Here is a 24,555-nt window from a genome sequence, read left to right on the forward strand (position 1 = left end):
GAAGGCGAAACACCCCAAGGCCCCTTCCGGATGATCCGGAAAACCCAGGAGACCCACATGCTCAAGAAGATCTTGCTTGCCGCAGCGGCTGTCATGTCGCTGTCGAACATCGCCTCTGCTGCCGACATGAAGGAATTCCGCATCGGCATCCTCGGCGGCGAAAACGAAGCCGACCGTCTGCGCAACTATGCCTGCCTCGCCGACAACCTGAAGAAGGAATTCGGTTTCGAGAAGGTCTCCCTGTTCCCGGCCGCCGACTATGACGGCGTCATCCAGGGCCTCCTCGGCGGCACGCTCGATTTCGCAGAACTCGGCGCTTCCGGCTACGCGGCAACCTACCTCAAGGATCCGAAGGCCGTGACGCCGATCCTGACGACACAGCAGAAGGACGGCTCGACCGGCTACTACTCGATCGGTCTCGCCCGCAAGGATTCCGGCATCAAGTCGATTGCCGACGCCAAGGGCAAGACGCTCGGCTACGCCGATCCGGACTCGACCTCGGGTTACCTCGTTCCGCTGACCCAGATCCCGAAGACCACCGGCGTTCCGAACGACCAGTTCTTCGCCAAGACCCAGTTCAACGGCGGCCACGAGAACAACCTGCTCGCCGCCTATGACGGCAAGGTCGACATCGCTGTGGACGACTCCTCGGGCATCGGCGATTTCAAGGACGGTTTCACCTCCGGCACCTTCCACAAGGTCGTCGCCAAGGGTTCCGTCGACCCGAACAAGCTGGTTGAAGTCTGGCGCTCGCCGCTGATCCCGAACGGCCCGCTCGTCGTTCGCACCGCCCTCGGCAACGAGTGGCAGACCAAGCTCGCCGACTTCTTCACCAAGCTGCCGAAGACCGACGCCAAGTGCTTCGCGGCTGTCGAAGGCGGCGATTACGTCGGCTACGTTCCGGTCAAGCACGAGTTCTACCAGGCCATCATCGACGTTCGCAAGAAGGCCATCGGCGGCTGATCCTTCACCCATCGATCACGGTCGGGGCGACCTTCGCGGTCGCCCCTTTCCATTCAACGGGTTGGCATGGCCTCAGAGCCAGGGCCGACGGCCGAAAGGGCAGGATGCCCGCAACAGGCCCTTCTTCGAACCGGACGGGAACATGAGCCTCCAGAGCAAAGCGGACACTGCCTCCACCGTGGCCATTGTGGATGCCTGGGAAAAGCTGGCCGCGCGGCGCCGCTTCTACACCATCCTTGGCCTTGCCATTCTGTTTGCCGCCTTCGTGGCCTCCGTCCGTTTCGCCGACGACAGCAATGCGGGCCACTTCTTCGATCGCCTGCCGCATCTCTTCGATTTCCTGAGCTGGCTGATCCCGAAGGACTGGAACGATGTCTGGCGGGCCCTTCTCGGCATCGCGAGCCCCAACGATCAGGGCGGGGAAGAGCATAACTTCACCGTTGGCCGCGTGCCGCTCTGGGGCGGCTTCTACATTCCGAACTACATCGAGTTGATGATCGTCACCATCAACATCGCCCTGATCTCGACGCTGGTCGGCTTCGTCGTCGCGGTTCCGCTGAGCTTCTTCGCGGCCCGCAACCTCGCTCCGTCCAACCCGCTGCGCATCCTCGTGAAGCGGCTGATGGAATTCCTGCGCGCCTTTCCCGAAATCGTCATTGCCGGCCTGTTTTCGGCGGTGCTGTCCATCGGTCCGGCCGCCGCGATCATCGCCATCACGCTGCACACCATCGGCGCTGTCGGCAAACTGTTCTTCGAGGTGATCGAAAACATCGACATGAAGCCGGACGAGGGCATGACGGCGGTCGGCGGCAACTGGCTGGAGCGCGTGCGCTTCGGCTCGCTGCCGCAGGTACTGCCGAATTTCACCTCCTATGCCCTGCTGCGCCTCGAAATCAACGTGCGCGCCTCCACCATCATCGGCGCCGTCGGCGGCGGTGGCATCGGGGAAGCGCTGAAGCTTTCCATCTCCCGCGGCTTCGGCGCCAAGACCATGGCGCTGGTGCTGCTGCTGTTCGTCACCATCGTGGTCGTCGACCAGGTTTCGGCGGCGCTGCGCCGTCGTCTCGTCGGCGAAGCCGCCTTCGTTCCGGTTCATTGAGGCCAAGACCATGACCGTTCTCGACGCAAGCGCCCTCCGCGATCTGGAAAGCCGCCACGCCCATCTTCTGCACCGCTCCTTCCGCCAGCGTTTCGGTGGGCTGATGATGCTGTGCGGCATCCTGCTCTATTGCCTCTACTCCGCCTGGTTCTTCGACCTGCCGAAGCTGGTGGCGGAAGGCCACTGGGAGCGCCTCGGCATCTATCTGCGCCAGTGGATCAGCTATGACGTGCAGCCGGTCTTCCGCATCGGCTCCGATGGCACGATCGCCACCCGCTATCCGCGCTTCAACCCGCTGGGCGACGATCCGCATCCCGACTGGGTCAGCACCAATCCCGATGGCAGCGTCACCGTTCAGGTCTCGGGCAGCAAGACGGTGCATGTCGCGCGCAAGCAGGTGGATGTCACCGCCTATGGCGTGACGACGCCGGTGCGCCTCGAGGGGGAAAACGCCAAGGTGGACGGCCCCCTGCCCGGCTGGATGACCGCCTATGAAGACACCATCAGCGTCGATCTCGGCTTTGCCGGCGATGTCAGCATTTCCGGCGATCAGGTGAAGGTGCGCAAGCGCTTCCTCGGCTGGCCGAACTTCATCTTCGACACCCAGTCGCCCTTCTTCGACAAACCGGCCGGGGAAGTGCTGCGCCTGATCATCTCCGGGGAGCGGCTGGACAAGAGCCAGTCGAACCTGTCGCTCGCCTTCGAAAACTTCTGGAACAATTCCGCCTGGCAGCATGGCGACATCTGGGTGAAGCTGTTCCAGACCATCGTGATGGCCTTCCTCGGCACGCTGCTCGGCGCCGTATTTGCCTTCCCCGCCGCGTTTCTGGCAGCGCGCAACATGACCTCGAGCCATCTCGTCAACCAGGCGATGAAGCGCTTCTTCGACTTCCTGCGCTCCGTGGACATGCTGATCTGGGCGCTGTTCCTCACCCGCGCCTTCGGCCCGGGACCGCTGGCCGGCAGCGGCGCGATCTTCCTCACCGAATGGGGCACGCTCGGCAAGCTCTATGCAGAAGGCCTGGAAAACATCGACAACAAGCCGCGCGAGGGCATCCAGTCGACCGGTGCCTCCACTGTTCTCACCCATCGTTACGGCGTCATGCCGCAGGTGATGCCGGTCATTGTCGGCCAGACGCTCTACCAGTGGGAATCCAACGTGCGCGGCGCGACGATCATCGGCGCGGTCGGCGCCGGCGGTATCGGCCTGAAGCTGTGGGAGGCCATGCGCACAAATGCCAACTGGGCGAATGTCTGCTACATGGTGCTCCTGATCCTGATCGTCGTCTTCCTGTTCGACATGGCGTCCAGCGCACTGCGTTCGCGCCTGATCGGCGACCGCAGCCGCTGAGCCCCGATCCTTATCGCCGCGCATGACCTCCGGCTGCGCGGCCCTGCAACCCGGGCACGCAGTGCCCCTTCTGCCGTCAGGCACTTTTGGAATGGCCACGAACATGACGCCCGAACTCATTCTCTCCAATGCCCGCATCGTCCTTGAGGACAGGATCCTGCAGGGCTCCGTGCAGATCCTGGACGGCCGGATCGCCGACATTTCCGAGGGCCACAGCACGGTGGGCGAGGATTTCGGTGGCGATTACCTGATCCCCGGCCTCGTGGAACTGCATACCGACCATCTGGAAAGCCATTATTCGCCGCGCCCCGGCGTGCGCTGGAACATGATCTCGGCCATCCAGGCGCATGATGCGCAGGTGGTCACCTCCGGCATCACCACCGTCTTCGATTGCCTGCGCATGGGCTCCGACGAGGATGGCGGCTTCAAGCCCGGCGAAATGCGCGAGATGGCCGATGCCATCGCGCTCGCCGAGACCGAAGAGAGGCTGCGGGCGGATCACCTGCTGCATCTGCGTTGCGAAGTCTCGGCGCCCGACATGCTGGAGCATGTGGCAGCCTTCGAAGAGGACGAGGCCGTACGGCTCGTCTCGCTGATGGACCATGCACCCGGCCAGCGGCAGTTCCAGACGATGGAGCACTATACGCTCTACTACAAGACCAAGCGCGGCCTCTCGGAAGACGCATTCCGCATCTTCGTGGAACGCAGGCAGGAAGCCTCGGCCCGCTATGCCAGCCCGCATCGCGAGCATCTGGCAGCGCTCTGCCGGCGCCGCGGCATCACGGTTGCCAGCCATGACGATGCGACGCTTGACCATGTCGAGGAAGCGGTCGGCCACGGCGTGAAGCTCGCGGAATTCCCGACCAGCGTCGAGGCCGCCGTCGCCTCGCACAAGGCCGGCATGAGCGTCCTGATGGGGGCGCCGAACGTGGTGCGCGGAAAATCCCATTCCGGCAACATCGCCGCGCGCGATCTCGCCGCCAGGGGCGTTCTTGACGTGATGTCGTCGGACTATGTTCCGCTCAGCCTGCTGCATGCGCCTTTCGTTCTCGCCGACGAGGTGGACGGCGTCTCGCTGCCGCAGGCACTCGCCATGGTCACGGCAACGCCCGCCCGCACCGTCGGTCTTGACGACCGCGGCCGCATCGAGACGGGCCTGCGCGCCGACCTGGTCCGCGTCCGACGCCAGTCCGGCGTGCCGGTGGTCCGCTCCGTCTGGCGCGCCGGAACCCGCGTCGCCTGAGCATCGCCGGACCGAGGCATCTATCGCGCCGATGGACCAAGCCGCCAGATTTTGTGCAGTCGAAAAATCTGCACAGAATTCACCCATGAGAATTGACCTGTGTTGCGCTTCGTGACAGCGCTAGCACCATCACTGCATGGAGGCCTTCGGCATGGACAGAGAGCGCATTCTGGATCAGGCATCCGGCTATGTCACCGGCGGCGGGCTGGAGCGGGATCTGGCGCGGCTGGTGGCACGCGCTTCCGTCAGCCAGTCCGAAGGTCGCCCGGAGGACCTGCTGGCCTACCTCGCCGAGGACATGCGTCCGATGCTGACCGGACTTGGCTTTACCTGCACCCTTTTCGACAATCCGCGCCCGGGCGGCGCGCCGCTGATGATCGCCTCACGGATCGAGGACGAAAGCCTGCCGACCATCCTCGTCTACGGCCATGGCGACGTATGCAATGGGGAGGCACATCGCTGGCGCGAGGGTCTTTCTCCCTTCACGCTGGTGCGCGAGGGCGACCGCCTCTATGGCCGCGGCACGGCCGACAACAAGGTGCAGCATCTCATCAACCTGAAGGCGCTGGAACAGGTGATCCGCGCCCGGGGACGCCTCGGCTTCAATGCGCGCATCATTCTCGAAATGGCCGAGGAAACCGGTTCGCGCGGCCTGCGGGAATTCTTCGAGCAGCAGCGCGCCGCGCTCGATGCCGATGTCCTGATCGCCTCGGACGGACCACGCCTCGCCGCCGATACGCCGACCATGTTCATGGGCTCGCGCGGTGGCCTCTCTTTCGACCTGATCGTCGCATTGCGCGACAGCGATCACCATTCCGGCAATTTCGGCGGCCTGCTGGCCGATCCGGTGATCCTGCTCTCGCATGCCATCGCCTCGATCGTCGATGCGCGAGGCCAGATCCTGATTCCCGAATGGCTGCCCGACAGTCTGACGCCGGATGTGCGCGCTGCACTCAAGGATCTGCCGCCGCGTCGCCACGATGCCGACTGGGGCCAGGCGGATCTGACACCGTCGGAGCGCGTGTTCGGCTGGAATTCGCTGGCGGTGCTGGCGATCTCTGCGGGAAACATTGCCGCGCCGCAAAACGCCATTCAGGGCTCTGCACGCGCCACCTGCCAGCTGCGCTTCGTCGTCGGCACGCAGATCGACGCGATCCTCCCGGCGCTGCGGCGCCATCTGGATGCAAAGGGATTTTCGATGGTGGAGGTTCGCGCGGCGGGTGAACCCTTCAAGGCCACGCGCTTCTCACCCGATCACCCCTGGGTGCGCTTCGTGGAACAGTCGCTGAGCCGCACGGCCGGCCGCAAGCCGCATGTGCTGCCGAACCTCGCCGGCTCGCTGCCCAACGACGCCTTTACCGACATTCTCAGCCTGCCCACCATCTGGATCCCGCATTCCCACGCCGAATGCGGCCAGCATGGCCCGAACGAGCATGCACTTCTTTCCATCGCGGAAGAGGGCATGCGCCTGATGACCGGCCTCTTCCTCGACATTGCCGATGAGGGCCACGCGCTGAAGGAGAACGGCGCTGCCGATGCAGCGCCGATCGCAGCGGTCGCTCGCCAAGGCTGAGGCGACTGTCCGCCCGCCTTGCAAAATCGGTCTGAAACTATTCCGTTTTTCTGATGCCGTTGGGGCGGTCGAGGCGCTAAGAGTGGCTCCACCTCAAGGCCACGGACCGCTTTACCATGACTGACTCATCTCCCGCCCGCCTGCGCGATTTCGGCATCCGCCTCGGCCGTTTCCAGACCGGGCCGCTCAACGCGATCACCGACGTGGAGGGCGTGGCGGTTGGCCATGTGACGCTGATCGAAGGCGACCGGACCCGAACCGGCGCAACCGCAATCCTGCCGCATGCGGGAAACCTGTTTCAGGACAAGGTGCCGGCCGGACTTGCCGTGCTGAACGGGTTCGGCAAGTTCGCGGGCGCCACCCAGATTGACGAACTCGGCGAGATCGAGACGCCGATCCTTCTCACCAATACGCTTGCCGTGGGCCGCGCCATCGAGGCGATCAACCGCTTCACGCTCTCCCGAACCGGCAACGAACGGGTCGTTTCGCTGAATGCCGTGGTCGGAGAAACCAATGATTCCCGGCTCAACGATATCCGTTCCGCCCGCCCTTCCGTCGAGGAGATGGTGGCCGCGCTCGAGGCCGCAAAGGGCGGCGCCGTGGCAGAAGGCTGCGTCGGTGCAGGCACCGGAACCGTCGCCTTCGGGCTGAAGGGTGGCATCGGCACCAGTTCGCGTCTCGTGCCTGTGGATGGCGAAACCTATCGGCTGGGCGTTCTCGTGCAGTCCAACTATGGCGGCCGCCTGACCATTGCCGGGCGCCCCTATGATCAACTGCTGGAGCATGACCGCGACGGCTCGATCGTCATCGTCGTTGCAACGGATGCACCGCTTGCGTCGCGCAATCTGACGCGGCTGGCGGAGCGCTGCTTCGGCGGGCTCGCCCGCACCGGTGCTGCCCTCAGCAACGGCTCTGGCGATTATGCGCTCGCCTTTTCCACGTCCGAGGCCGTGCGACAAACCCCGGCCCGGCGCGCAGCCCTTGCCGCAACGCCCGCCCTTCCGAACGATCTCGTCTCGCCCCTCTTCGAAGCGGCGATCGAGGCCACCGAGGAAGCCATCCTGAATTCGCTCACCATGGCCACCACCATGACCGGCTTCAATGCCGCAAACGGCAAGCCCGCGACGATCCGTGCGATTTCCCGCACGGCGCTTGCGGGCCGCTGATCCCCTCCTCTGTCATTCCTGTCCGGAGCATCCCATGTCGACCCAGACGATCCGCACCGTCTATCTGAACGGTGCCTTCCTGCCCGAAAACGAGGCGCATCTTTCCATCTTCGACCGTGGCTTCCTGTTCGGCGACGGCATTTACGAGGTGACCGCTGTACTCGACGGCAAGCTGATCGACAGCCCTTTGCACATGGCGCGGCTGGAACGCAGCGTCGGCGAGATCGGCGGCCGGCTTCCGGTCTCGACCGATGAGATCGTCGCCATCGAAAAGCGCCTGATCGCCGAGAACGATCTCGGGGAAGGCCTCATCTACCTGCAGTTCACGCGGGGCGTGGAAGACCGCAATTTCCTCTATTCGGAGAATCTTGCGCCGACGCTTCTGATGTTCACCCAGGCAAAGACGCTGGAGCATGTGGCGGCGGTGGAGCGCGGCGTGAAGGTGAAGATCGTGCCCGACCAGCGCTGGGCCCGGCGCGACATCAAGAGCGTCTGCCTGCTGCCGCAGGTGCTGGCCAAGCGCGCCGCCAAGGCCGACGGTTTCGACGAGGCCTGGATGGAGGAAGACGGGCTGATCACCGAAGGGGCTTCTTCCACCGCCTATATCGTCACGCAGGACGGGCGCATCGTCACCCGGGGCCTCTCGGAGGCAACCCTGCCCGGCTGCACACGGCTTGCCATCCTGCAGCTTGCGCAAGAAACCGGCCTGCCGGTCGAGGAGCGCGCCTTCAGCGTCGAGGAAGCGCTGTCCGCCCGCGAAGCCTGCCTGACCAGCGCCACCAATTTCATCGTGCCGATCACCACGATCGACGGCCAGCCCGTGGGCGACGGAACGCCGGGCCCTATCTTCAAGCGACTGCGCGCGCTCTACATGGAGCACGCCCGCAGGACGGCGGTCTGAAGCCGAACAGGACCCGCCTGCGGCGGCTTGCCCGCCTCAGGCGTCGCCGAGTGCATCCCAGATGGTGCGGACGACCGCGCGCCGGTTCTCGCGCGAACGATAGAGCCGGATCTCGACGGCGATATCCCATTCGGGGCCGCCGGCCCGCACCAGCTGGCCGGCGGAAAGCTCCGCCGCCACAAGGCTTTCCGGCACCCAGGCCATGCCCCAGCCCGCCTGCGCCATGGCCTTCAGCCCGACCGACATGCTGCCCACATGCACCCGGTGTTCCGCCGGCAGGCGATCGGCCATGGCACCGGCGATCAACTGGCCGAAGAACGAACTCTTCTGATAGGTGACATGGGCAAAGCCCGGCGCGATGCGATGACGCGGCAGGCCGCTCGCATCGGGCGCGCTGACCGGCACGATGGTCTCAAAGCCCAGCCGGTGATGCTCGAACCGCCCGTCGAGCAGCATGGGCACATGCGCGTGCTGATAGGTCAGCAGGAAATCGGACGGGCCATCCACCAGCGAATTGAGGTTTTCTTCCATGCTGCCCGAATCCGGCCGCAGATGCGAGACGATCGGGCCCACCTTGCGGCTGATGGATGTCAACCAGTCGGGAAAGAAGGTGAAGGACAGGGTGTGGAGCGCCGTCAGCGTCACGCGTCTCGCGTCGGTCCCGTCTTCGTGCTGGAGGTTGCGCCGCGCCTGATAGAGCGCCTGCAGTGTCTGCTCGGCAACCGGGACGAAGCGCTCGCCCGCCTCGGTGAGCCGCGAGGGATAGGTGGCACGGTCCACCAGCGTGGCACCCACCCAGGCTTCCAGCTGCTTGATGCGCCGGCTGAAGGCGGATTGCGTCACATGCCTCTCGTCCGCCGCCTTGGAAAAATTCAGCGTCGCCGCAAGCGCCAGAAAATCCTCAAGCCATTTGACGTCCACATTCCGCTCCCTCGGCAAGGACCGGCTCCCGATGCCGTTCCTTCCCTGTAGGGCGTGAGCGCCATCAAGAAAACCCCGTTCAGCGACGGCGGCGATATTCGATCATGCGGGCGCGGCTCAGCACCAGTTCCACATGGTGGTCGCCGAGGCGATGCAGACAGACGCGCTTGGTCCAGGGTCCGTCCTTGAGCGTGAAGAGGAAGCGTCCGGCCCCCAGCGGCTGCAGCGGCATGCGCTGGCGCACCGGGCCGATGCCCATGACAAGCACGCCCTCCTCAATGTCGAAAGAGGCTCCCTCCCCATTCTCCCAGCGGCCGGAAAGGTCGTTGGCACAGGCGGTGATATCGGCCGGCAGGAAACGCCGGGGCACATGGCCGACCTGGCCGACGATGGCAGAGCCCTCCATGCGCAGCCGCATCGGCGAGGACGCGGAGCGGGAATTCACCCAGCCGTCGCCGTCCTCGTAGACGCTCTCGTCCGCGTCGAGCCAGGTGACGGTGCTGCCCTTGACCGCGATCCACCACGGTCCCTGTTCGGTCACGTAAAGCCCGTCGACAAGCGCGGTCGAGGCCGTCGGCAGCGGCAGTCCGTTCAGCGCCGCCATCGCCTCCAGCGCGATCTTGTAGCCATTGGTATCCTCGCGGTTCGAGACAATGACGAAACCCGTGCCTGCCTCGGGATCAAGGAGAAAATAGGTCTTGTAGCCGGGATGCGAGCCGCCATGGCCGATGAAGGTGCGGTCGCCAAGCCAGGTCTGGCGCAGGCCGAGGCCGTAACCGGTTGTGCGCCCGTCCGCGAGCCGTCGCGGCTGCGAGAGCCGTTCGAGCAGACCGGAGAAGCGCCCCTCCCCTGCCATCAGCGCCTGCAGCCAGTGCATCAGGCTTTCGGCGCTGCCGGTCATGCTGCCGGAGGCGGAGATGTGCAGGCCGGCCGCAGAGAGCTGCCAGCCTGTACCATCGTGCCAATAGCCTGGCATCAGGCCCTCGACCGGATCGTTCCAGCCCTCCGGCGCATCGAGAACCGCCTGCGCCTGCCAGCCGGCAGCACGGATGAAGGCATGGAAGAGCAGGCCCTTGCGGGCGAGCGCCGCCTCCACCAGCCGATAGCCGGTGTTGGAATAGGAAACTTCCGTGCCGGCGGCATAGTTCAGGCGGGTCTGGCGGCAGAGATAATCGAAAAGCGCCGGCGCCCGCGTCTCGGTGAAGACGGAAAGGCCGAGAAGCGTCAGGCATTCGCGGGTGTCGGGAAGCCCGCCGCTCATGTCGAGCGCCTGGCCCACCGTCACGGAGGCCAGCGGCTCGCGAAGCTCCGGCAGGTGCCGGCCAAGCGGATCCTCAAGGCCGATCGCGTCCGGGTGCGAGAGCACCATGGCGGCGAAGGCATGCTTGGTGACGGAGGCATAGCGCACCACGCTGCGGCAGGTGAAGGGCGAGCGCGTCGCAAGGTTCTCCAGCCCGCCCGCCTGGGCAAAGCGGATGCCGTTTGCGTCGAAGCCGATCACGGCGCCGCCCGGCGCGTCCGCCTGCCAGGCCGCTGTCAGTGTCTTGACCGCAAGGGCCGCAGCGTTCCAATCTAGGGTCTTGCCCATTCTCCGTCCTCGCAAATCCCGTCCTCTGCGGACCATCTCCGCCGATTGAGACCGGCGCAGCACCGCTCCCGTCCTAAAAGACCCGCGTTCGCCACGCTGCCCGTCATGTGGGCAGAAGGGAAATGCCGGAGCCCCGCTTGGGTCGGGCTCCGGCATCGGTCCGCCGCAATCCTGTCGTTGCAGGAGCCTCTTAGCAGTCAGCCCTCACGGCCACCAATTCCGTTTTTCGCAAAAGTTATGCACGGTTTGCAATTGCACCGGCGGCCCGCCTTGCCTACCTCTTCGACACATCTTCTCTGACCCTATGACGGACATTCCCATGACACAGGCTGCCCCCCTCCCCGTCTTCGACGGCCATAACGACGTTCTGCTGCGGATGCGCCGCACGGAGGCGGGCGATCCGATCCGCGGTTTCCTGGAGGGAGAGACGGGCGGCCACATCGACCTGCCCCGTGCGCGCGCCGGCGGGCTGGCGGGCGGCCTCTGCGCCATCTTCATCCCCTCCCCCAGCGGCCGGCCGGACGCCAATGGCGATTTCGTCCCCCCGGCGCAGGCGGATGCGCTGAACGAGACGCTGGCCATGGCGCGCCTGCTGTTCGATCTCGAAACGCGTTCCGAAGGCGGGCTGACGGTCTGCCGCAACGTCGGCGAGATCCGAACCGCCATCGCCGGGAACCGCTTTGCCGCCGTCTTCCACATCGAAGGCATCGAAGCCGCCGCCGCTGATCTCGACGCGCTGCACGTGCTCCATCAGGCGGGCTTGCGCAGCGTCGGGCCGGTATGGAGCCGCCCGAACATCTTTGCGCATGGCGTGCCGTTCCGCTTCCCCTCCTCGCCGGATATCGGCCCGGGCCTGACGGAAGCCGGCAAGGATCTCATCCGCGCCTGCAACCGCCTGAGGATCATGGTCGATCTCTCGCACATGAACGAACAGGGCTTCTGGGACATCGCCAAGCTGTCCGATGCACCGCTTGTCGCCTCGCATTCGAATGCGCATGCGCTCTGCCCGCACAGCCGCAACCTGACCGACCGCCAGCTGGATGCCATCAGAGACACAGGCGGCCTGGTCGGCATCAATTTCGGCGTGCTTTTCCTGCGGGAAGACGGCGTGAAGAACCCGGAAACCCCGCTGGAGCGCATCGTCGATCATGTCGTCTACATCGCGGAGCGGATCGGCATCGATCACGTGGCGCTGGGTTCCGATTTCGATGGAACGACCGTGCCCAACGAACTGAAGGATGCCGCCGGCCTTCCACGTCTGGTGGACGCGTTGCGGGCGCGCGGGTTCGACCAGGACGCGCTGGAAAAGGTGGCGCACCGCAACTGGCTTGCGGTGCTGGAACGCACGCTCGGCGCCTGACAGGCTGAGGGAATGCTCAGCCGGCGGTGCTCTCGGCTGAAGGCTCCGGCCCCACCATCAGACACAGGATGGTGTGAAGCACCTGGGCGGCGATATGGGCGGTGTTGGTGGTGGAATCGTATTGCGGCGCCACTTCCACCACGTCGCCGCCGACAATGTTGAGACCGTGCAGCCCGCGCAGCAGCTGCAGCACCTCGCGCGGCTGCAGGCCGCCCACTTCCGGCGTGCCGGTGCCCGGTGCGAAGCCCGGATCGACGCTGTCGATATCGAAGGAAATATAGGTCGGGCCGTTTCCGACCACGTCGCGCGCCCTGGCGATGATGGCGGGCAGCGAGGCCTCCCCGATCTCCTCGGCATGGATCACGGTCATGCCGCTCTCATAGGAGAACTCCCAAAGATATTCCGCGCCGCCGCGAATGCCGATCTGGATCGTGCGACGGGGATCGAGCACGCCATCCAGAACCGCCAGCCGGAAGGGACCGCCGTGCTGGAACTTGGCGCCCTCATAGGGACCGGCCGTGTCGCAATGGGCGTCGATATGGATCATGCCGACCGGCTGATGCTCACCGACCGCCTTCAGGATCGAGGAACTGATCGAATGATCGCCGCCGACGCTGAGCGGGCGAACGCCCGCCTTCACCAGACGCTTGTAGAAGGCCTCGATATCGGCGTGGCACAGGGCGAGATCGTAGCGGCTCTGCATCGGCACGTCGCCGATATCGGCGATCCTGGCACGGGAGAGCGGCGCGCAGCGCAGCACGTGGTCGTAGGGACCGACGCGTTCGATGGTGCGCAGCGCGCGCGGTCCGAACCGGCTGCCATTGCGGTTGGTGACGCCGAGATCCATGGGGACGCCGATCAGCGCGATGTCGAGCCCGCCGAAATCCTCGAGCGTCGCGGCATCCGGCATGCAGGGTGCGTCGAGAAGCGTCGGAATACCGGCAAAGGGCCATTTGCGCCGGTCACTGCCGGTAAACTGCGCCTGCGCCACGGAGCGGAAATGCGGATCGAAGATATCGCCGCCGGAAGCCGATCCATATTTCTTCCTGAGCGCGTCCAGATGGTCCTTGTCGTTCACGGCATTTGCTCCATGCAATTCAGGCGCTGCCGCCCTGCAGCGACACTCAGCCTTGTCACGTTCTGATCCAGCGGCCAGTGATGAGCTTCAAACCGGCGGAAAGCAACCGCAAACAGGAGGGACATGCGGGATCGCCCCCCTCTCCCGCAGGACGCATGAAGACGCGCGCTCCCGGTCAGATGGAGCGGAAGCCAAGGGCAGTGGATGCGGCAAGGCCGCATTCGGTGAGCAGCCGGATATAGTCGTCCTTGCGCGCCTCGTCGAAGCGCAGCAGCGGAAAGGATATCGAGATGGCAGCTACCGGTTTTCTGAGGTGATCAAAGACGGGGATTGCCATGCAGCGCACACCGGCCTCGCTCTCCTCCATCTCCTCGGCATAGCCGCGCGCCCGCGTCGCCTGCAATTCGGCCAGAAGAAGCTGCGGATTCGTGATGGTGCGCGGTGCACGCGGTTCCAGCACCATGCGGGCAAGACGTTCGCGCATCTCGTCCTCATCGAGAAAGGCAAGCAACGCCTTACCGAGTGCAGTGCTGTGCAAGGGATTGCGCAGGCCAAGCGTCGAGGTCATCGACAGGCCAAAGGCGGAATCGTATTTGTGGATGTAGACAACCTTCTGTTCGCGGGCATCGAGAACGCCGAGATTGATCGATTCCCCCGTGGCGCGCGACAGCCTGCCCATCGGGCCATCCGCAGCCCGCAGCAGGTCGTCGCGCTCGTGCAGCGAACGAGCCGCGAGGCTGAACAGACGCAGCGTAAGCCCATATTTCTCCGTGTCCGCATCCTGCTCGACATAGCCGAGATCCACCATGGTCTGCAGCAGACGATGAGCGGTGGTCTTCGAGGTGGCCGCACGCTCGGCGAGTTCGGCAAGGCTGGAGCGACGCCCGCCCGCAAGTGCCTCCAGCACCGCAAAGACCTTGAGAACGGCGGCCGCCTGTTCCGGCCGGGACTGGGAATCGGGCATGGACCCTTCTTTCATTTTTTCGGAACCGCATTCTGAAATTGCCGATCAGGCCTGTCAAGAAGCCCTCCCCTATCCGTTGGAACGGGGAAGGCGAGAGAGGCGGCAGAAACAGCGTTGAAAACCATGCCGGAGTGTGATCTGCTGGTTTTTGGAACATCGTTCCGAAAATTTTTCAACTGGGGAGGAGTTGAAAGCATGCATCCGCTTCTGCGGCAGCGCCCGGCGTTCATCGGACGCAACGAGGTCTGCCATCTGATCGACCGTCTGACCGACAACCTGATCCATATCGAGGACAAGACGGGCGAATTTCTCCTCAGGCTTGAGGATGGTCGCGTCATTGATACCAAGGGTTGGGCCGGTTGGGAATGGACCCATGGCATCGCGCTCTACGGTCTGCTGAAATACTGGCAGCAGACGGGCAATGCGGCGGCCATGCAGATTATCCGAGACTGGTTCGAGGCGCGGCTGGCCGAGGGCACGCCGACCAAGAATGTCAACACCGTGGCGCCTTTCCTGACGCTTGCCCATCTCTATGAGATGACGCCAGATCCGCGCTTCCGGCCCTATCTGGAAACCTGGGCCGAATGGGTGATGCATGACATGCCGCGCACGCGGGAGGGCGGGCTGCAGCACATCGTCTACAACAGCGTCAACGACCAGCAGCTCTGGGACGACACGCTGATGATGAGCGTGATGCCGCTGGCAAAGATCGGCCTGCTGCTGAACCGACCGGACTATGTGGACGAAGCCAAATACCAGTTCCTGCTGCATGCGCAATATCTGCTGGACACCGAAACCGGCCTCTGGTTCCACGGCTGGACCTTCGACGGCAACCACAATTTCGCCCGCGCCCGCTGGGCCCGCGGCAACAGCTGGCTGACCATCGCCATTCCGGAATTCGTCGAACTGGTCGATCTGCCGGAGGGCGATCCGCTACGCCGCCATCTGCTGTCCCTGCTCGGCCGGCAAGCCAGCGCACTGCGCCAACATCAGGATGAATCCGGCCTCTGGCACACGCTGATCGACGATCCCGGCAGCTATCTGGAAGCCTCTGCCACCGCCGGCTTCGCCTATGGCCTGATGAAGGGGGTGCGCAAGCGCTATCTCGGACCCGAGTACCGGGAGACGGCCGAGCGGGCCATGCGCGGCGTGATCGACAATATCAGCAACGAGGGCGAGCTTCTGCAGGTCTCCTTCGGGACGGCCATGGGCAACGACCTCGACTTCTACCGGCAGATCCGGCGCACATCCATGCCCTATGGGCAGGCGATGGCCATGCTCTGCCTGACGGAATTGCTGCAGAGCTACATCTAGCCTGTGGCAGGCCGCAGCGGGAGGGGGACCGGGAGGAGCCGTCTTTCCACCCACAACGGCAAACATCAACGGGAGACAACCGGATGCCGCAGAGCAGGCCGGCTTTTCAAAGGAGGAGGATATCATGAGCGACATCACAAGACGCGGGCTTCTCGGCACGCTCGGCGCAGGCCTTGCCGCCACCACGCTCGGTGCCATGCCAGCCCGGGCCGCCACCCGCATCCGCCATTACTGGTGGGGCAATCCGGAACGCGACAAGCGCACCTTTGCGGTGATCGACCTGTTCCAGAAGAAGCATGCGGGCGTCGAAGTCTCCGGCGAAACCATCGGCTGGGGCGACTACTGGACGAAAATGGCAACCCAGACTGCAGGCCGCAACATGGCCGATCTGGTGCAGATGGATTACCGCTTCCTGTTTGAATATGTGCGCCGCGGCGCGCTGCTGCCGCTTGATCCCTATATCGACAAGAGCCTGATGATCGGCTCCTTCGACCAAGGTCCGCTCGCCGGCGGCAAGGTCGACGGCAAGCTCTATGCGCTCAACATCGGATCGAACAGCCAAGTCATCGTCTACAACACCCGCGTCTTCAAGGAAGCGGGCATCGATATCGACGTGATCAACTGGACCTGGGACGATTTTGCCAAGACCTGCCAGACCATTTCCACCAAGTCCGCGGGCAAGGTGAAGGGCTCGGACGACCTGTCGCTGATGATCGAGACCTTCGAGTCCTGGGCTCGTCAGAACGGCCGGGAATTCTATGACAAGGACGGCAAGGTGGCGGCAACCGCCGATGACGTGGCGAGCTACTGGCAGTTCTGGGCGGACTTGCGCAAGGCTGATGCCGTGCGTGGCAAGGAAAAGACCGTGATCCTCGATGCGCCGATCGCCGAGTCCGGCGTTGCCGTCGGCGACACTGCCATGGCGCATTACTGGTCGAACCAACTCGTCGGCATTCAGGCCGTCGCGAAGGATCCGATCGGTGCGGCAATGGTCCCGCACAAGAAGGGCGGGGCGCCCGGCCAGTTCATCAAGCCCTCGATGTTCATGTCGCTGTCGCGCGATGCCAAGGACCCGGCAACCGCGATCGCCTACATGAACGACTGGGTGAACGATCCCGAGATCACCCAGATTCTCGGCCTCGAGCGCGGCATTCCCGCCTCGCCGAAGGTGCGTGAAGCCCTCGCGCCCAAGCTCACGCCCGTCGAAAAGCTGTCGGTGGATTACTTCACGGCCATCCAGAGCAAGGTTGGCGCGCTGCCGCTGCCCGCTCCGAAGGGCGCAGGCGAAGTGCGCGATGCCTTCATGCGCACGGGAACGGAAGTGGTTCTTGCCCGCATGGATGCAAAGTCGGCGGCAAAGAGCTTCATCGAGGACGCCCAGTCCATCATCGAACGCGCCCAGTAACGGCGCCCGCCTGCGCTGCTGGCCGCTGACGGCCAGCAGCCCCATTGCTGTCTCCGACGTGATTGCCATGCCCTGCCCCGTCTCGCCATCGCCTCGTCTGCGAACCTCTTGCGACACGTCGTGCACCGATGCCCGCCCACCTGCCGGCACCACGAGGTCAATACGCTCGGACACGGCGGCCTGCCTGATCTTCCCCTTCCCTCAATCAAAAAGGATATTTGGATGACGATCCCCCTTCGGATCGGCGTCATCGGCGTCGATCACAATCATATCTACGGCATGGTGAACGGCCTTCTCGCCGCCGGTGCCACGCTGGCCGGCTGGGCGACCGGCGAGGAAACCCCGGACAAGACGATCCAGATCTTTGCCGATTCCTATCCGGACGCGCCGCGCCTTTCCGTCGAGCAGATCCTCGAGGATGAAAGCATCGGCATGGTGCTGAGTGCCGCCATCAATAGCGACCGCGCCGGCATTGCCATCGCCGCCATGCGACATGGCAAGGATGTGCTGGTCGACAAGCCCGGCTGCACCACGCTCGAACAACTGGCCGCGCTGCGCCAGACGGTCGCCGAGACGGGACGGCACTGGACCGTCTGCTTCTCCGAACGCCTGACAGTGGAAAGCGTGACGCTTGCCGACCGGCTGGTCTCCGAGGGCCGCATCGGCAAGGTGGTCCAGACGGTGGGGCTCGGACCGCATCGCCGCAACACGGCGCTGCGCCCGGCCTGGTTCTGGGATCGCGCCCGCTTCGGCGGCATTCTCACCGATATCTGCGCGCACCAGTTCGACCAGTTCCTGCATTTCACCGGCTCGACCGAGGCGCGCGTCGTGACTGCCCATGTCGGCAATGTCGCCAATCCCGACCGTCCCCAGTTCCAGGATTTCGGCGAGGTGGTGCTGGAAGGCAATGGCGGGCGTGGCTATGCCCGTGTCGACTGGCTGACGCCGGACGGCCTTCCGACCTGGGGTGACGGACGCATGACCCTGCTCGGCACGGAAGGCTATATCGAGCTGCGCAAATATGTCGATATCGCCGGACGTCCTGGCCAGGACCACGTCTTCCTCGTTGACGGCAAGGGGGTCGAACATGTTCAGGCCGCCGGCGCCGGAACGCCCTTCTTCTCCCGTCTGATAGAGGATGTCGAGAACCGCACGGAAACCGCCATGCCGCAGGCCCATGCCTTCCTCGCCACCGAACTCGCCCTGACTGCCCAGATGATTGCCGAAAAGGACCTTCACTCATGACCAGACGCATTCGTGTTGCCATCGCCGGCGCCGGTATCGGCAAGGCCCATATCATTGGCTATGCGCAACTGCCCGAACTCTACGACGTCCGCTATGTCTGCGACCTCAACCCTCAGCGTGCGGAAGACGGCGCCCGGGAAGCGCCGGGAAGCCGGCCGATCGGCGATCTCGATGCCGTGCTGGCCGACCCGGAGGTCGATCTTGTCGACCTGTGCCTGCCGCCCCTCCTCCATGCTCCGATGACGCTGAAGGCACTGGCGGCCGGCAAGCATGTGGTCTGCGAGAAGCCGCTGGCCGGTTCCGTTGCCGATGTGCGCCGGGTGATCGCTGCAGCCGACGCCGCAGGCCGCTTTGTCTTTCCCGTCTATCAGTACCGCTACGGCCCCGGCTATCGCGCAGCCCACGAACTGAAGTCGCGCGGACTGCTCGGCAAACCCTATGCGCTGGCGCTCGAAACCCATTGGGATCGCGATGCGGTCTATTATTCCGAACGCTGGCGCGGCACCTGGAAGGGGGAACTTGGCGGAGCGATCGTCAGCCATGCCATCCACACCCACAATCTGGTGACGCATCTGGCCGGCGCCATCACCGAGGTTGCGGCCTTCCTCGACACCCGCGTCAACCCGATCGAAACGGAGGATTGCGCGGCGATTTCCATGCGCACGGATCAGGGCGCTCTTGTCAGTTCGTCGATCACGCTGGGTGCGGCCGGCAGCACCTCCCGTTTTCGCGGTATTTTCGAACACGTCACCATGACGTCGGGAACCGAACCCTATCATGTCGGCGCAGGTCCCTGGACCTTTCAGGTCCGCGATCCGGCCCGGCAGGCGGAAATCGATGCGGTGGTCTCGGCCCTGCCCGAGGAAAGCTGGCGCTTTGCCGGCCAGTTCGCCGATATCCATGCCCGCCTCACCGGCACGGCAGAACGCTACCTGCCCTCACCCGAGGAAGCCTTGCATTCCCTCGAACTGATCACGGCCATGTACCAGTCTTCACGCGACAGGACGATCGTCACGCTGCCGCTGGCTGCGGACCATCCGCTCGTCAACGGCTGGATGCCCGCCTGATCCGAAGGCCCGCGACGCATCTTCGTGCCGCGGGCCTAACCCACCTTCCGTCCCTCACCGCCCTGTGCCCGCAAAAGCGCCATCACCATCGGCGCCAGCGAGAATTCTCCCTGCCGCGCCCGGCGGGTCAGATTGCGCAGATAGCCACCCGCCGAATTGATCTGCCCCGCCCGCTCCAGAATGCAGGCGATGACGATCGCCGCCGCTTCCGGCCCCAGCACCTCGCACGCCTCCTGATAGGCCGAGGGACTGATGCCCAGCATCGAGCGGGTGACCACGGCGGCCGCCATCAGATCGCGCCAGCTGAGGATTTCGCCGCCCGGCCCGTAATTCACGATATCCGGGCAAGCGCGCAGAACCATCGGCAAGGGCAGGGGCTTGATCGCCACGTTTGCAGCAGACGGTCGGTTCGTACCAAGCGGCACAGGCTCCTGTTTGGCGGCATCTGTGCTGTCGGCATCCGCCGATCCCGCAATCACGGCCATCGCGCCCTGCTTTCTGTCATAAGCAGGTTCAAGTTCACTGATGGATTCGGTATTTGAATTCTGTATGTGATCGCCATTTTGGATGGCATTGGCGTCTATTTTTGTTGATTTTACCAGAATTTCCAGCCGGTTGACGACCTCCGCCCGCAGCAGTTCAAAATCATCGAGAAGATCGGCAAGCGTGATGGGGTCTGCCTTGCGGGGAAGGCGGGCAACGAGCGCCACATACTGGCTTTCAACGAAACCCCAGTTGCCGGAAAGGTCTTCCTCCAGAGCTGCCGAAATCAGCTTCCGGATATCGCGGCGGCAAATGGTCAGTCGCTCGCGCATTTCCAATAGCGCCTTGCGTTCGGTGGCGACCGTCTGGGCCAGCATCGCAATCTCTTCCCTCCGCGCGAGGAGGGGGGCGAGATTGAAGCCGAAAGCCTGTTCGATCGCGCCACCGGTTTCACGACGCGCATAGCGCTTGCCGTTCGGGCTGTCCTTGCGATGAATGAGGCCAGCTTCCACCAGCGCGCCGAGATGGCGGCGCAGCGTCGTTCCGGCAATGCCATGGGCACGCAGGCTCAGCTGCTCGTTGGAGGGAAACACGATCAGCCCCTTCTCCTCGGAAAGCTCGGTCTCCGGATAGAAACTCAGAAGCGCGTGCAGAACCGCCAGGCTGCGATCCTGAAGACCAAGCTTCGCCCGTGCCTCCGAGATATCCCGAAACACCTTCCATTTGTCCGCCACCTTGCCGGTGCGGATCTCGGCGGTTTCCATCTGTCCCTTCACAAGGGCGAGCGAAACCGACCGCCGCCCGAAGGGCGTCGTGATTGCATGCGTCTCCATGTCCTTCACCTCAAAAAAGGCAAAAGAAACCGGCCCGCCAAACAGACGGTGAAGACTTGACAGGGATTCGGGGAAATGCGATTCTCTAGTTGCTACACACGAGAAGGGCTTCCACGACCTCGGTCGCTTGGGGGCCTTTTTCTTTTTACCGCTTCCGTCTCCTCATTGGCTCTCGTGCGCCTTGAACTCCTGATAGAGGCGTTCCAGGTTCTCCGAGAGATAACGTCCAAATTTGCCGGCATCCCTGGCCTTCAGCGAAAGCGAAAAGGACTTTCCGGTATTCTTGTATTCGGCAGTCAGCGCCTTGTCGTCCGCCTGCCAGGTCGACGCAGAGACCGCGCCGCTTCGGCGTGGCGCAGCCTTCGGCTTCTTCAGCTGCGCCAGAACGCGCTCGAATCGCTGTTCCGAGGGCAGGGCGGCAAAGCCCTGTTCCGCAATGGCGCTTGCTGCGCGCACCACATTGTCCGGATGCTCAATCAGCTGCGCCAGCTCCAGCCAGCGATCGCGGCCGATGGCCTTGGCTGTGCCGATGGCGGCGACGACGCGGGCCGGAACACGGCCGGTGACGGAGAGCATGCGCGTCAGCATCGGCGCATCGACCGAGAGCGCCAGCTGGATCGTTCGGCGTTCGTAGCCGAGATCCAGCAGCTGCTGCCCGAACGTGGCCCGTTCGATGAAAGACAGGTTTTCGCGCGCCGAGTTTTCCTGGCCTTGCGCGATGACGTGATCGACATCGACCACCGGCTTGACGACGGCACGAACCGGCCGGGCGAGCAAGGCGGCGGCCCGCAGGCGCCGATGGCCGAACACCACCTGATAGCGCCCATCGGCGGAAGGGTGAGGGCGCACCAGGATCGGGGTGTCCTGCCCGCGCTCGCGGATCGCATCGACCAGTTCGGCCAAGGCAACCTCGTCATCTTCCATGCGGTCAGAGACGAAGGAGGCATCGACCAGCGACGGATCGAGTTCCACCACCGCCTCGCCCTGCAGGATCTGCTCGGCCTTGGCCGCCTTCTCCGCAAGCTCGCCGAGCGAGCTGATCATCGAGCGCGACGCACCGCGCGTGGCATAACCAGGCGTCGCCTTTCGCTCGGGACGCGGGCTTTCTGCACTGTTGATGTTGGCGAAGACATCCTTACGCGCCATGACATCTCATCCACTTCGTCTGCAAATCGTTGATCGACAACGATAAATCCCTCATCTGTACGGCTGACAACGTCACGCGACGCGCCGACCCCACGCCTGCAGCATCAGATCAACCACTTCCGCATTGACGAGATCCATCGCTTCGCGCGCACGGTCATAGGTTGCCGGTGTAAAAAGCGACCGTTCCACCTCATACAGCGTCTGCTTGGTCAGGCCCGCATCGGAGACTGCCGTCGATTTCAGCATGTGGTTCTTCATCATCTGTGGCGCGAACATGGACTGCATGAAGCCGACCATCTGCTGCTGCGGAATATCCATCGGTTCATAGCGCGTGATGAGATAGCGGAACCAGTCGAGCGTCACGGTAACACCGGCGCCTTCGACGCTCTTCAGAATATCGCCCAGCATCAGCAGGAACTGCGACATCGACATGATGTCGAGCATCTGCGGATGCACGGTGATCAGCACCGAGGTGGCAGCCGTCAGGGCCGTCAGCGTGAGATAGCCAAGCTGCGGCGGACAATCGACGACCACGACATCGTAATCCTCTTCCACTTCGGCCAGAGCCGCGCCGATGCGCGTATAGAACAGCTTGCCTTCGCTGGAGTCCTTGCGCTGCATGGCCAGCGGCGTCTCGTACTCATATTCCTGAAGTTCGAGATTGGCCGGCACAATATCGAGATTGGGAAAGTTGGTCGGCTGGATGATATCCGACAGCGAACGCCGCTGCTCGTCATAGCGCAGCGCCTCATAGAAGGACGGCTTCTCGTCCAGTTCCGGCTGGATGCCATAGAGCGCCGTCATCGAGGCCTGCGGGTCGAGGTCAACGGCCAGCGTCCGGAAACCGCGCAATGCCAGATATTGCGCAAGGTGCGCAGAGGTCGTGGTCTTGCCTGATCCACCCTTGAAATTGACAACCGCGATAACCTGCAGCTTGTCACCGGGCCGGCGATGGGGAACGCGATCAAGCAGCGTGCGCAGCTCGTTCATCTGGCTGGCCGTATAATACCGTCGACCGGTCGACGTGACGGAAGGCTCGACGCCCTTGCCCTGCAGGTGCAGCTTCTTCAGATAGCTCTGCGAGACGCCGACGAAATCGGCGACCTCGGCCAGAGAAAACTGCCGGAGCGTCTTCTGCGCGTTCGGCGGAAACTTCTCGATGCGCAGCATGTCAAGTTTCGTCGAAATCTCGCTGCCCTGATCCAGGATCGTGTCCGCAAAACTGACGACAGGATCGCGCATCGGCTTAGTCACGTTCATTGTCCAGCTCGCCCTTAGTCACGATAATATGGCGATAAGCCACCAATTATCGTCACTGTGAGCCGATTCCATTGGCGGCGCAAGACGAAGCGCCGGGGAATCAAGACCGGGAGACGGACTCACACAGGAATCCGAGCCGGAATCACCCCCCCTTTGCGCTGCAAACGGCACCTCGGACCACACTGAGTTGGTATCAGGCGCCGAATCGCACGTGCAATCGAGAGAATCAGTCGGCACCGATTCGCCTGGAAGCTGAGCTCAGAATGGGCCAGTCTGCGGGGCCACTTCAAGACGTTCACACCATTCAAGCAGTCGGCCTGTACGAAGGCGCCCTGGCCGGTCAGCGACGCTCTTTCCTGACAGGCCCCTTCATGACAAGCCACAGATCTTTGGTCGCAAAACGGAATGAGTGCATGATAATTATGCATGCCTTCTTCTTGAGCTTGAAATTGGTACGCCCCCCGTTAAGATTGCGCCGCCGAGGGCAAGAGAGCATCCGCGAGCCTTTTGGTTTATTCCCTTAGAAGGACACACGCACATGATTGAACAGACCCGCCTGCGCGCCTCGGCCCTGGCGTTCGGTGTCGCGCTGGCTGCCGCGACCTCCAGCATGGCTGAAGCCAAGACGCTGACCATCTCCTGGTGGGGCTATAACGGTGACAAGCTGAACGCCAATATCGTAGAGCCCTTCAAGAAGATCTGCGGCTGCGACATCGTTTTCGAGACCGGCAACAATGCCGATCGCCTCAACAAGCTGAAGCTGCGTGGTGGCAAGGGCGTCGATGTCATCTATCTTACCGACAGCTATTCGCAGATCGGCATTGCCGAAGGTCTGTTCCAGAAGGTCGACGCTGCCAAGCTGTCGAACCTTGCCGATCTCTATGATCTCGCCAAGGATCCGCAGGGCGGCTATGGTCCGGCCTACACCATCGGCCGCGTCGGCATCGTCTACGATTCGGCCAAGGTCAATCCGCCGATCACGGCCTGGAATGATCTGTGGCGCGCGGACCTGAAGTCGGCCATCACGCTGCCCGGCATTACCACGACGGCAGGCCCGATGGTTGTGCTGCAGTCTGCCAAGCATGCCGGCGTCGATCCCTTCACCAATGCGGACAAGGCTTTCGAAGCCGTCGGCGGGCTGAAGACCAATGTCGCCAAGAACTACAACACCGGCTCCGAACTGGTGAACCTCATTTCCACCGGCGAGGCCAAGGTTGCCATCGCCCAGGACTTCACGCTTGCCTCGATGAAGGCCGCCGTGCCGACCATGACCTGGGCCGCCTTGTCCGACGGTGACATTGCAACGCTGAATACGGTCAACATTCCCAAGGGGTCGGAGAATGTCGACCTCGCCCACCAGTTCATCAACTTCATCCTGTCGAAGGATGTCCAGCAGATCGAAGCGGAGCAGGGGGTCGACGCCCCGGTTTCCACCAAGGTTAGGCTGACACCGGATCAGGCCAAGCTGTGGACCTACGGCCCGGAGATGATCGGCAAACTGAACCGTCTCGATTACCAGAAGCTGAACGAAGCCAAGACCGACTGGCTCGACCGCTGGAACGAAATCTTTAGCCGCTGAGCGTGCAAAAGCCCGA

Annotated in this window: 20 protein-coding genes; 13 read left to right on the forward strand and 7 right to left on the reverse strand. The window is 63.7% G+C overall.

Annotated features, from left to right (window positions below):
• The first annotated feature begins 57 nt into the window (after positions 1–57).
• From phnD to FNA46_RS01320, 7 genes are all read left to right on the forward strand, one after another.
• The gene (phnD, locus tag FNA46_RS01290; RefSeq protein WP_142880531.1) at positions 58–963 is read left to right on the forward strand and encodes a phosphonate ABC transporter substrate-binding protein; all 906 of its coding nucleotides are present in this window, start codon (positions 58–60) and stop codon (positions 961–963) included.
• Positions 964–1,105: 142 nt separating this feature from the next.
• The gene (phnE, locus tag FNA46_RS01295; RefSeq protein WP_142880532.1) at positions 1,106–2,062 is read left to right on the forward strand and encodes a phosphonate ABC transporter, permease protein PhnE; all 957 of its coding nucleotides are present in this window, start codon (positions 1,106–1,108) and stop codon (positions 2,060–2,062) included.
• A gap of 10 nt (positions 2,063–2,072) precedes the next feature.
• On the forward strand, positions 2,073–3,413 hold the full coding sequence (gene phnE, locus FNA46_RS01300; RefSeq protein WP_142880533.1) for a phosphonate ABC transporter, permease protein PhnE: 1,341 nt from the start codon (positions 2,073–2,075) through the stop codon (positions 3,411–3,413).
• Between the two features lie 103 nt (positions 3,414–3,516).
• Positions 3,517–4,656: an alpha-D-ribose 1-methylphosphonate 5-triphosphate diphosphatase gene (locus tag FNA46_RS01305; protein WP_142880534.1), complete on the forward strand. Its 1,140-nt coding sequence runs from the start codon at positions 3,517–3,519 to the stop codon at positions 4,654–4,656.
• Between the two features lie 151 nt (positions 4,657–4,807).
• Positions 4,808–6,229 (forward strand): M20 family metallopeptidase, encoded by a 1,422-nt coding sequence (locus FNA46_RS01310; protein WP_142880535.1) that lies wholly within the window; start codon positions 4,808–4,810, stop codon positions 6,227–6,229.
• 116 nt (positions 6,230–6,345) lie between these two features.
• Positions 6,346–7,395, forward strand: a complete 1,050-nt coding sequence (locus FNA46_RS01315; protein ID WP_142880536.1) for a P1 family peptidase — start codon at positions 6,346–6,348, stop codon at positions 7,393–7,395.
• Between the two features lie 34 nt (positions 7,396–7,429).
• Positions 7,430–8,296, forward strand: a complete 867-nt coding sequence (locus FNA46_RS01320; RefSeq protein ID WP_142880537.1) for a D-amino-acid transaminase — start codon at positions 7,430–7,432, stop codon at positions 8,294–8,296.
• Positions 8,297–8,332: 36 nt separating this feature from the next.
• Here the strand turns inward: FNA46_RS01320 and FNA46_RS01325 are convergent, their stop codons facing one another.
• Together FNA46_RS01325 and FNA46_RS01330 are read right to left on the reverse strand one after the other, a co-directional pair.
• Entirely contained in the window at positions 8,333–9,217 is an 885-nt protein-coding gene (locus FNA46_RS01325; RefSeq protein WP_142880538.1) for a LysR family transcriptional regulator, read from the reverse strand.
• A gap of 79 nt (positions 9,218–9,296) precedes the next feature.
• Complete coding sequence (locus FNA46_RS01330) at positions 9,297–10,805, reverse strand: serine hydrolase domain-containing protein (RefSeq protein ID WP_142880539.1); 1,509 nt, start codon at positions 10,803–10,805, stop codon at positions 9,297–9,299.
• Positions 10,806–11,124: 319 nt separating this feature from the next.
• Here FNA46_RS01330 and FNA46_RS01335 point away from each other — a divergent pair, with 319 nt between their 5' ends.
• Positions 11,125–12,165, forward strand: a complete 1,041-nt coding sequence (locus tag FNA46_RS01335; RefSeq protein WP_142880540.1) for a dipeptidase — start codon at positions 11,125–11,127, stop codon at positions 12,163–12,165.
• A 16-nt stretch (positions 12,166–12,181) separates the two neighbouring features.
• Here FNA46_RS01335 and speB read toward each other — a convergent pair whose 3' ends face one another.
• Together speB and FNA46_RS01345 are read right to left on the reverse strand one after the other, a co-directional pair.
• Positions 12,182–13,243, reverse strand: coding sequence for an agmatinase (gene speB / locus FNA46_RS01340; protein WP_142880541.1), 1,062 nt, complete (start codon positions 13,241–13,243; stop codon positions 12,182–12,184).
• 175 nt (positions 13,244–13,418) lie between these two features.
• Positions 13,419–14,207: an IclR family transcriptional regulator domain-containing protein gene (locus FNA46_RS01345; RefSeq protein WP_142880542.1), complete on the reverse strand. Its 789-nt coding sequence runs from the start codon at positions 14,205–14,207 to the stop codon at positions 13,419–13,421.
• 195 nt (positions 14,208–14,402) lie between these two features.
• Here FNA46_RS01345 and bglB point away from each other — a divergent pair, with 195 nt between their 5' ends.
• The 4 genes from bglB (at position 14,403) to FNA46_RS01365 (ending at position 19,238) form a co-directional block, all read left to right on the forward strand.
• Positions 14,403–15,521 carry a beta-galactosidase BglB gene (gene bglB, locus FNA46_RS01350; RefSeq protein ID WP_142880543.1) on the forward strand — a complete coding sequence of 373 codons (1,119 nt, stop codon included), beginning with the start codon at positions 14,403–14,405 and terminating at the stop codon, positions 15,519–15,521.
• Positions 15,522–15,645: 124 nt separating this feature from the next.
• Positions 15,646–16,926: an ABC transporter substrate-binding protein gene (locus FNA46_RS01355; protein ID WP_142880544.1), complete on the forward strand. Its 1,281-nt coding sequence runs from the start codon at positions 15,646–15,648 to the stop codon at positions 16,924–16,926.
• A 222-nt stretch (positions 16,927–17,148) separates the two neighbouring features.
• Positions 17,149–18,171, forward strand: a complete 1,023-nt coding sequence (locus FNA46_RS01360) for a Gfo/Idh/MocA family protein (RefSeq protein ID WP_142880545.1) — start codon at positions 17,149–17,151, stop codon at positions 18,169–18,171.
• Positions 18,168–19,238, forward strand: coding sequence for a Gfo/Idh/MocA family protein (locus tag FNA46_RS01365; protein ID WP_142880546.1), 1,071 nt, complete (start codon positions 18,168–18,170; stop codon positions 19,236–19,238). Before FNA46_RS01360 ends, FNA46_RS01365 begins: the two co-directional genes overlap by 4 nt.
• Before the next feature lie 35 nt (positions 19,239–19,273).
• Here FNA46_RS01365 and repC read toward each other — a convergent pair whose 3' ends face one another.
• The 3 genes from repC to repA all read right to left on the reverse strand — a co-directional run bounded on the left by repC (position 19,274) and on the right by repA (position 22,960).
• The gene (gene repC, locus FNA46_RS01370) at positions 19,274–20,554 is read right to left on the reverse strand and encodes a plasmid replication protein RepC (protein WP_142880547.1); all 1,281 of its coding nucleotides are present in this window, start codon (positions 20,552–20,554) and stop codon (positions 19,274–19,276) included.
• A 162-nt stretch (positions 20,555–20,716) separates the two neighbouring features.
• Positions 20,717–21,700: a plasmid partitioning protein RepB gene (gene repB / locus FNA46_RS01375; RefSeq protein ID WP_142880548.1), complete on the reverse strand. Its 984-nt coding sequence runs from the start codon at positions 21,698–21,700 to the stop codon at positions 20,717–20,719.
• A gap of 72 nt (positions 21,701–21,772) precedes the next feature.
• Positions 21,773–22,960, reverse strand: coding sequence for a plasmid partitioning protein RepA (repA, locus tag FNA46_RS01380; RefSeq protein ID WP_142880549.1), 1,188 nt, complete (start codon positions 22,958–22,960; stop codon positions 21,773–21,775).
• 538 nt (positions 22,961–23,498) lie between these two features.
• On the opposite strand from repA, the gene FNA46_RS01385 reads away from it, so the two are divergent.
• A complete protein-coding gene (locus FNA46_RS01385) occupies positions 23,499–24,539 on the forward strand; it encodes an ABC transporter substrate-binding protein (protein WP_142880550.1) in 1,041 nt (346 codons plus the stop codon).
• Positions 24,540–24,555 lie beyond the last annotated feature (16 nt).

Origin of the sequence: Affinirhizobium straminoryzae, from assembly GCF_007004135.1 — a bacterium.
GTDB lineage: Bacteria > Pseudomonadota > Alphaproteobacteria > Rhizobiales > Rhizobiaceae > Neorhizobium > Neorhizobium straminoryzae.

Bases quoted from the DNA above. Each gene is read 5' to 3' on its own strand.
- phnD (WP_142880531.1), top strand. From the start codon at position 58: ATGCTCAAGAAGATCTTGCTTGCCGCAGCGGCTGTCATGTCGCTGTCG.
- phnE (WP_142880532.1), top strand. From the start codon at position 1,106: ATGAGCCTCCAGAGCAAAGCGGACACTGCCTCCACCGTGGCCATTGTG.
- phnE (WP_142880533.1), top strand. From the start codon at position 2,073: ATGACCGTTCTCGACGCAAGCGCCCTCCGCGATCTGGAAAGCCGCCAC.
- FNA46_RS01305 (WP_142880534.1), top strand. From the start codon at position 3,517: ATGACGCCCGAACTCATTCTCTCCAATGCCCGCATCGTCCTTGAGGAC.
- FNA46_RS01310 (WP_142880535.1), top strand. From the start codon at position 4,808: ATGGACAGAGAGCGCATTCTGGATCAGGCATCCGGCTATGTCACCGGC.
- FNA46_RS01315 (WP_142880536.1), top strand. From the start codon at position 6,346: ATGACTGACTCATCTCCCGCCCGCCTGCGCGATTTCGGCATCCGCCTC.
- FNA46_RS01320 (WP_142880537.1), top strand. From the start codon at position 7,430: ATGTCGACCCAGACGATCCGCACCGTCTATCTGAACGGTGCCTTCCTG.
- FNA46_RS01330 (WP_142880539.1), bottom strand. From the start codon at position 10,805: ATGGGCAAGACCCTAGATTGGAACGCTGCGGCCCTTGCGGTCAAGACA.
- FNA46_RS01335 (WP_142880540.1), top strand. From the start codon at position 11,125: ATGACACAGGCTGCCCCCCTCCCCGTCTTCGACGGCCATAACGACGTT.
- FNA46_RS01345 (WP_142880542.1), bottom strand. From the start codon at position 14,207: ATGCCCGATTCCCAGTCCCGGCCGGAACAGGCGGCCGCCGTTCTCAAG.
- bglB (WP_142880543.1), top strand. From the start codon at position 14,403: ATGCATCCGCTTCTGCGGCAGCGCCCGGCGTTCATCGGACGCAACGAG.
- FNA46_RS01355 (WP_142880544.1), top strand. From the start codon at position 15,646: ATGAGCGACATCACAAGACGCGGGCTTCTCGGCACGCTCGGCGCAGGC.
- FNA46_RS01360 (WP_142880545.1), top strand. From the start codon at position 17,149: ATGACGATCCCCCTTCGGATCGGCGTCATCGGCGTCGATCACAATCAT.
- FNA46_RS01365 (WP_142880546.1), top strand. From the start codon at position 18,168: ATGACCAGACGCATTCGTGTTGCCATCGCCGGCGCCGGTATCGGCAAG.
- repC (WP_142880547.1), bottom strand. From the start codon at position 20,554: ATGGAGACGCATGCAATCACGACGCCCTTCGGGCGGCGGTCGGTTTCG.
- repB (WP_142880548.1), bottom strand. From the start codon at position 21,700: ATGGCGCGTAAGGATGTCTTCGCCAACATCAACAGTGCAGAAAGCCCG.
- repA (WP_142880549.1), bottom strand. From the start codon at position 22,960: ATGAACGTGACTAAGCCGATGCGCGATCCTGTCGTCAGTTTTGCGGAC.
- FNA46_RS01385 (WP_142880550.1), top strand. From the start codon at position 23,499: ATGATTGAACAGACCCGCCTGCGCGCCTCGGCCCTGGCGTTCGGTGTC.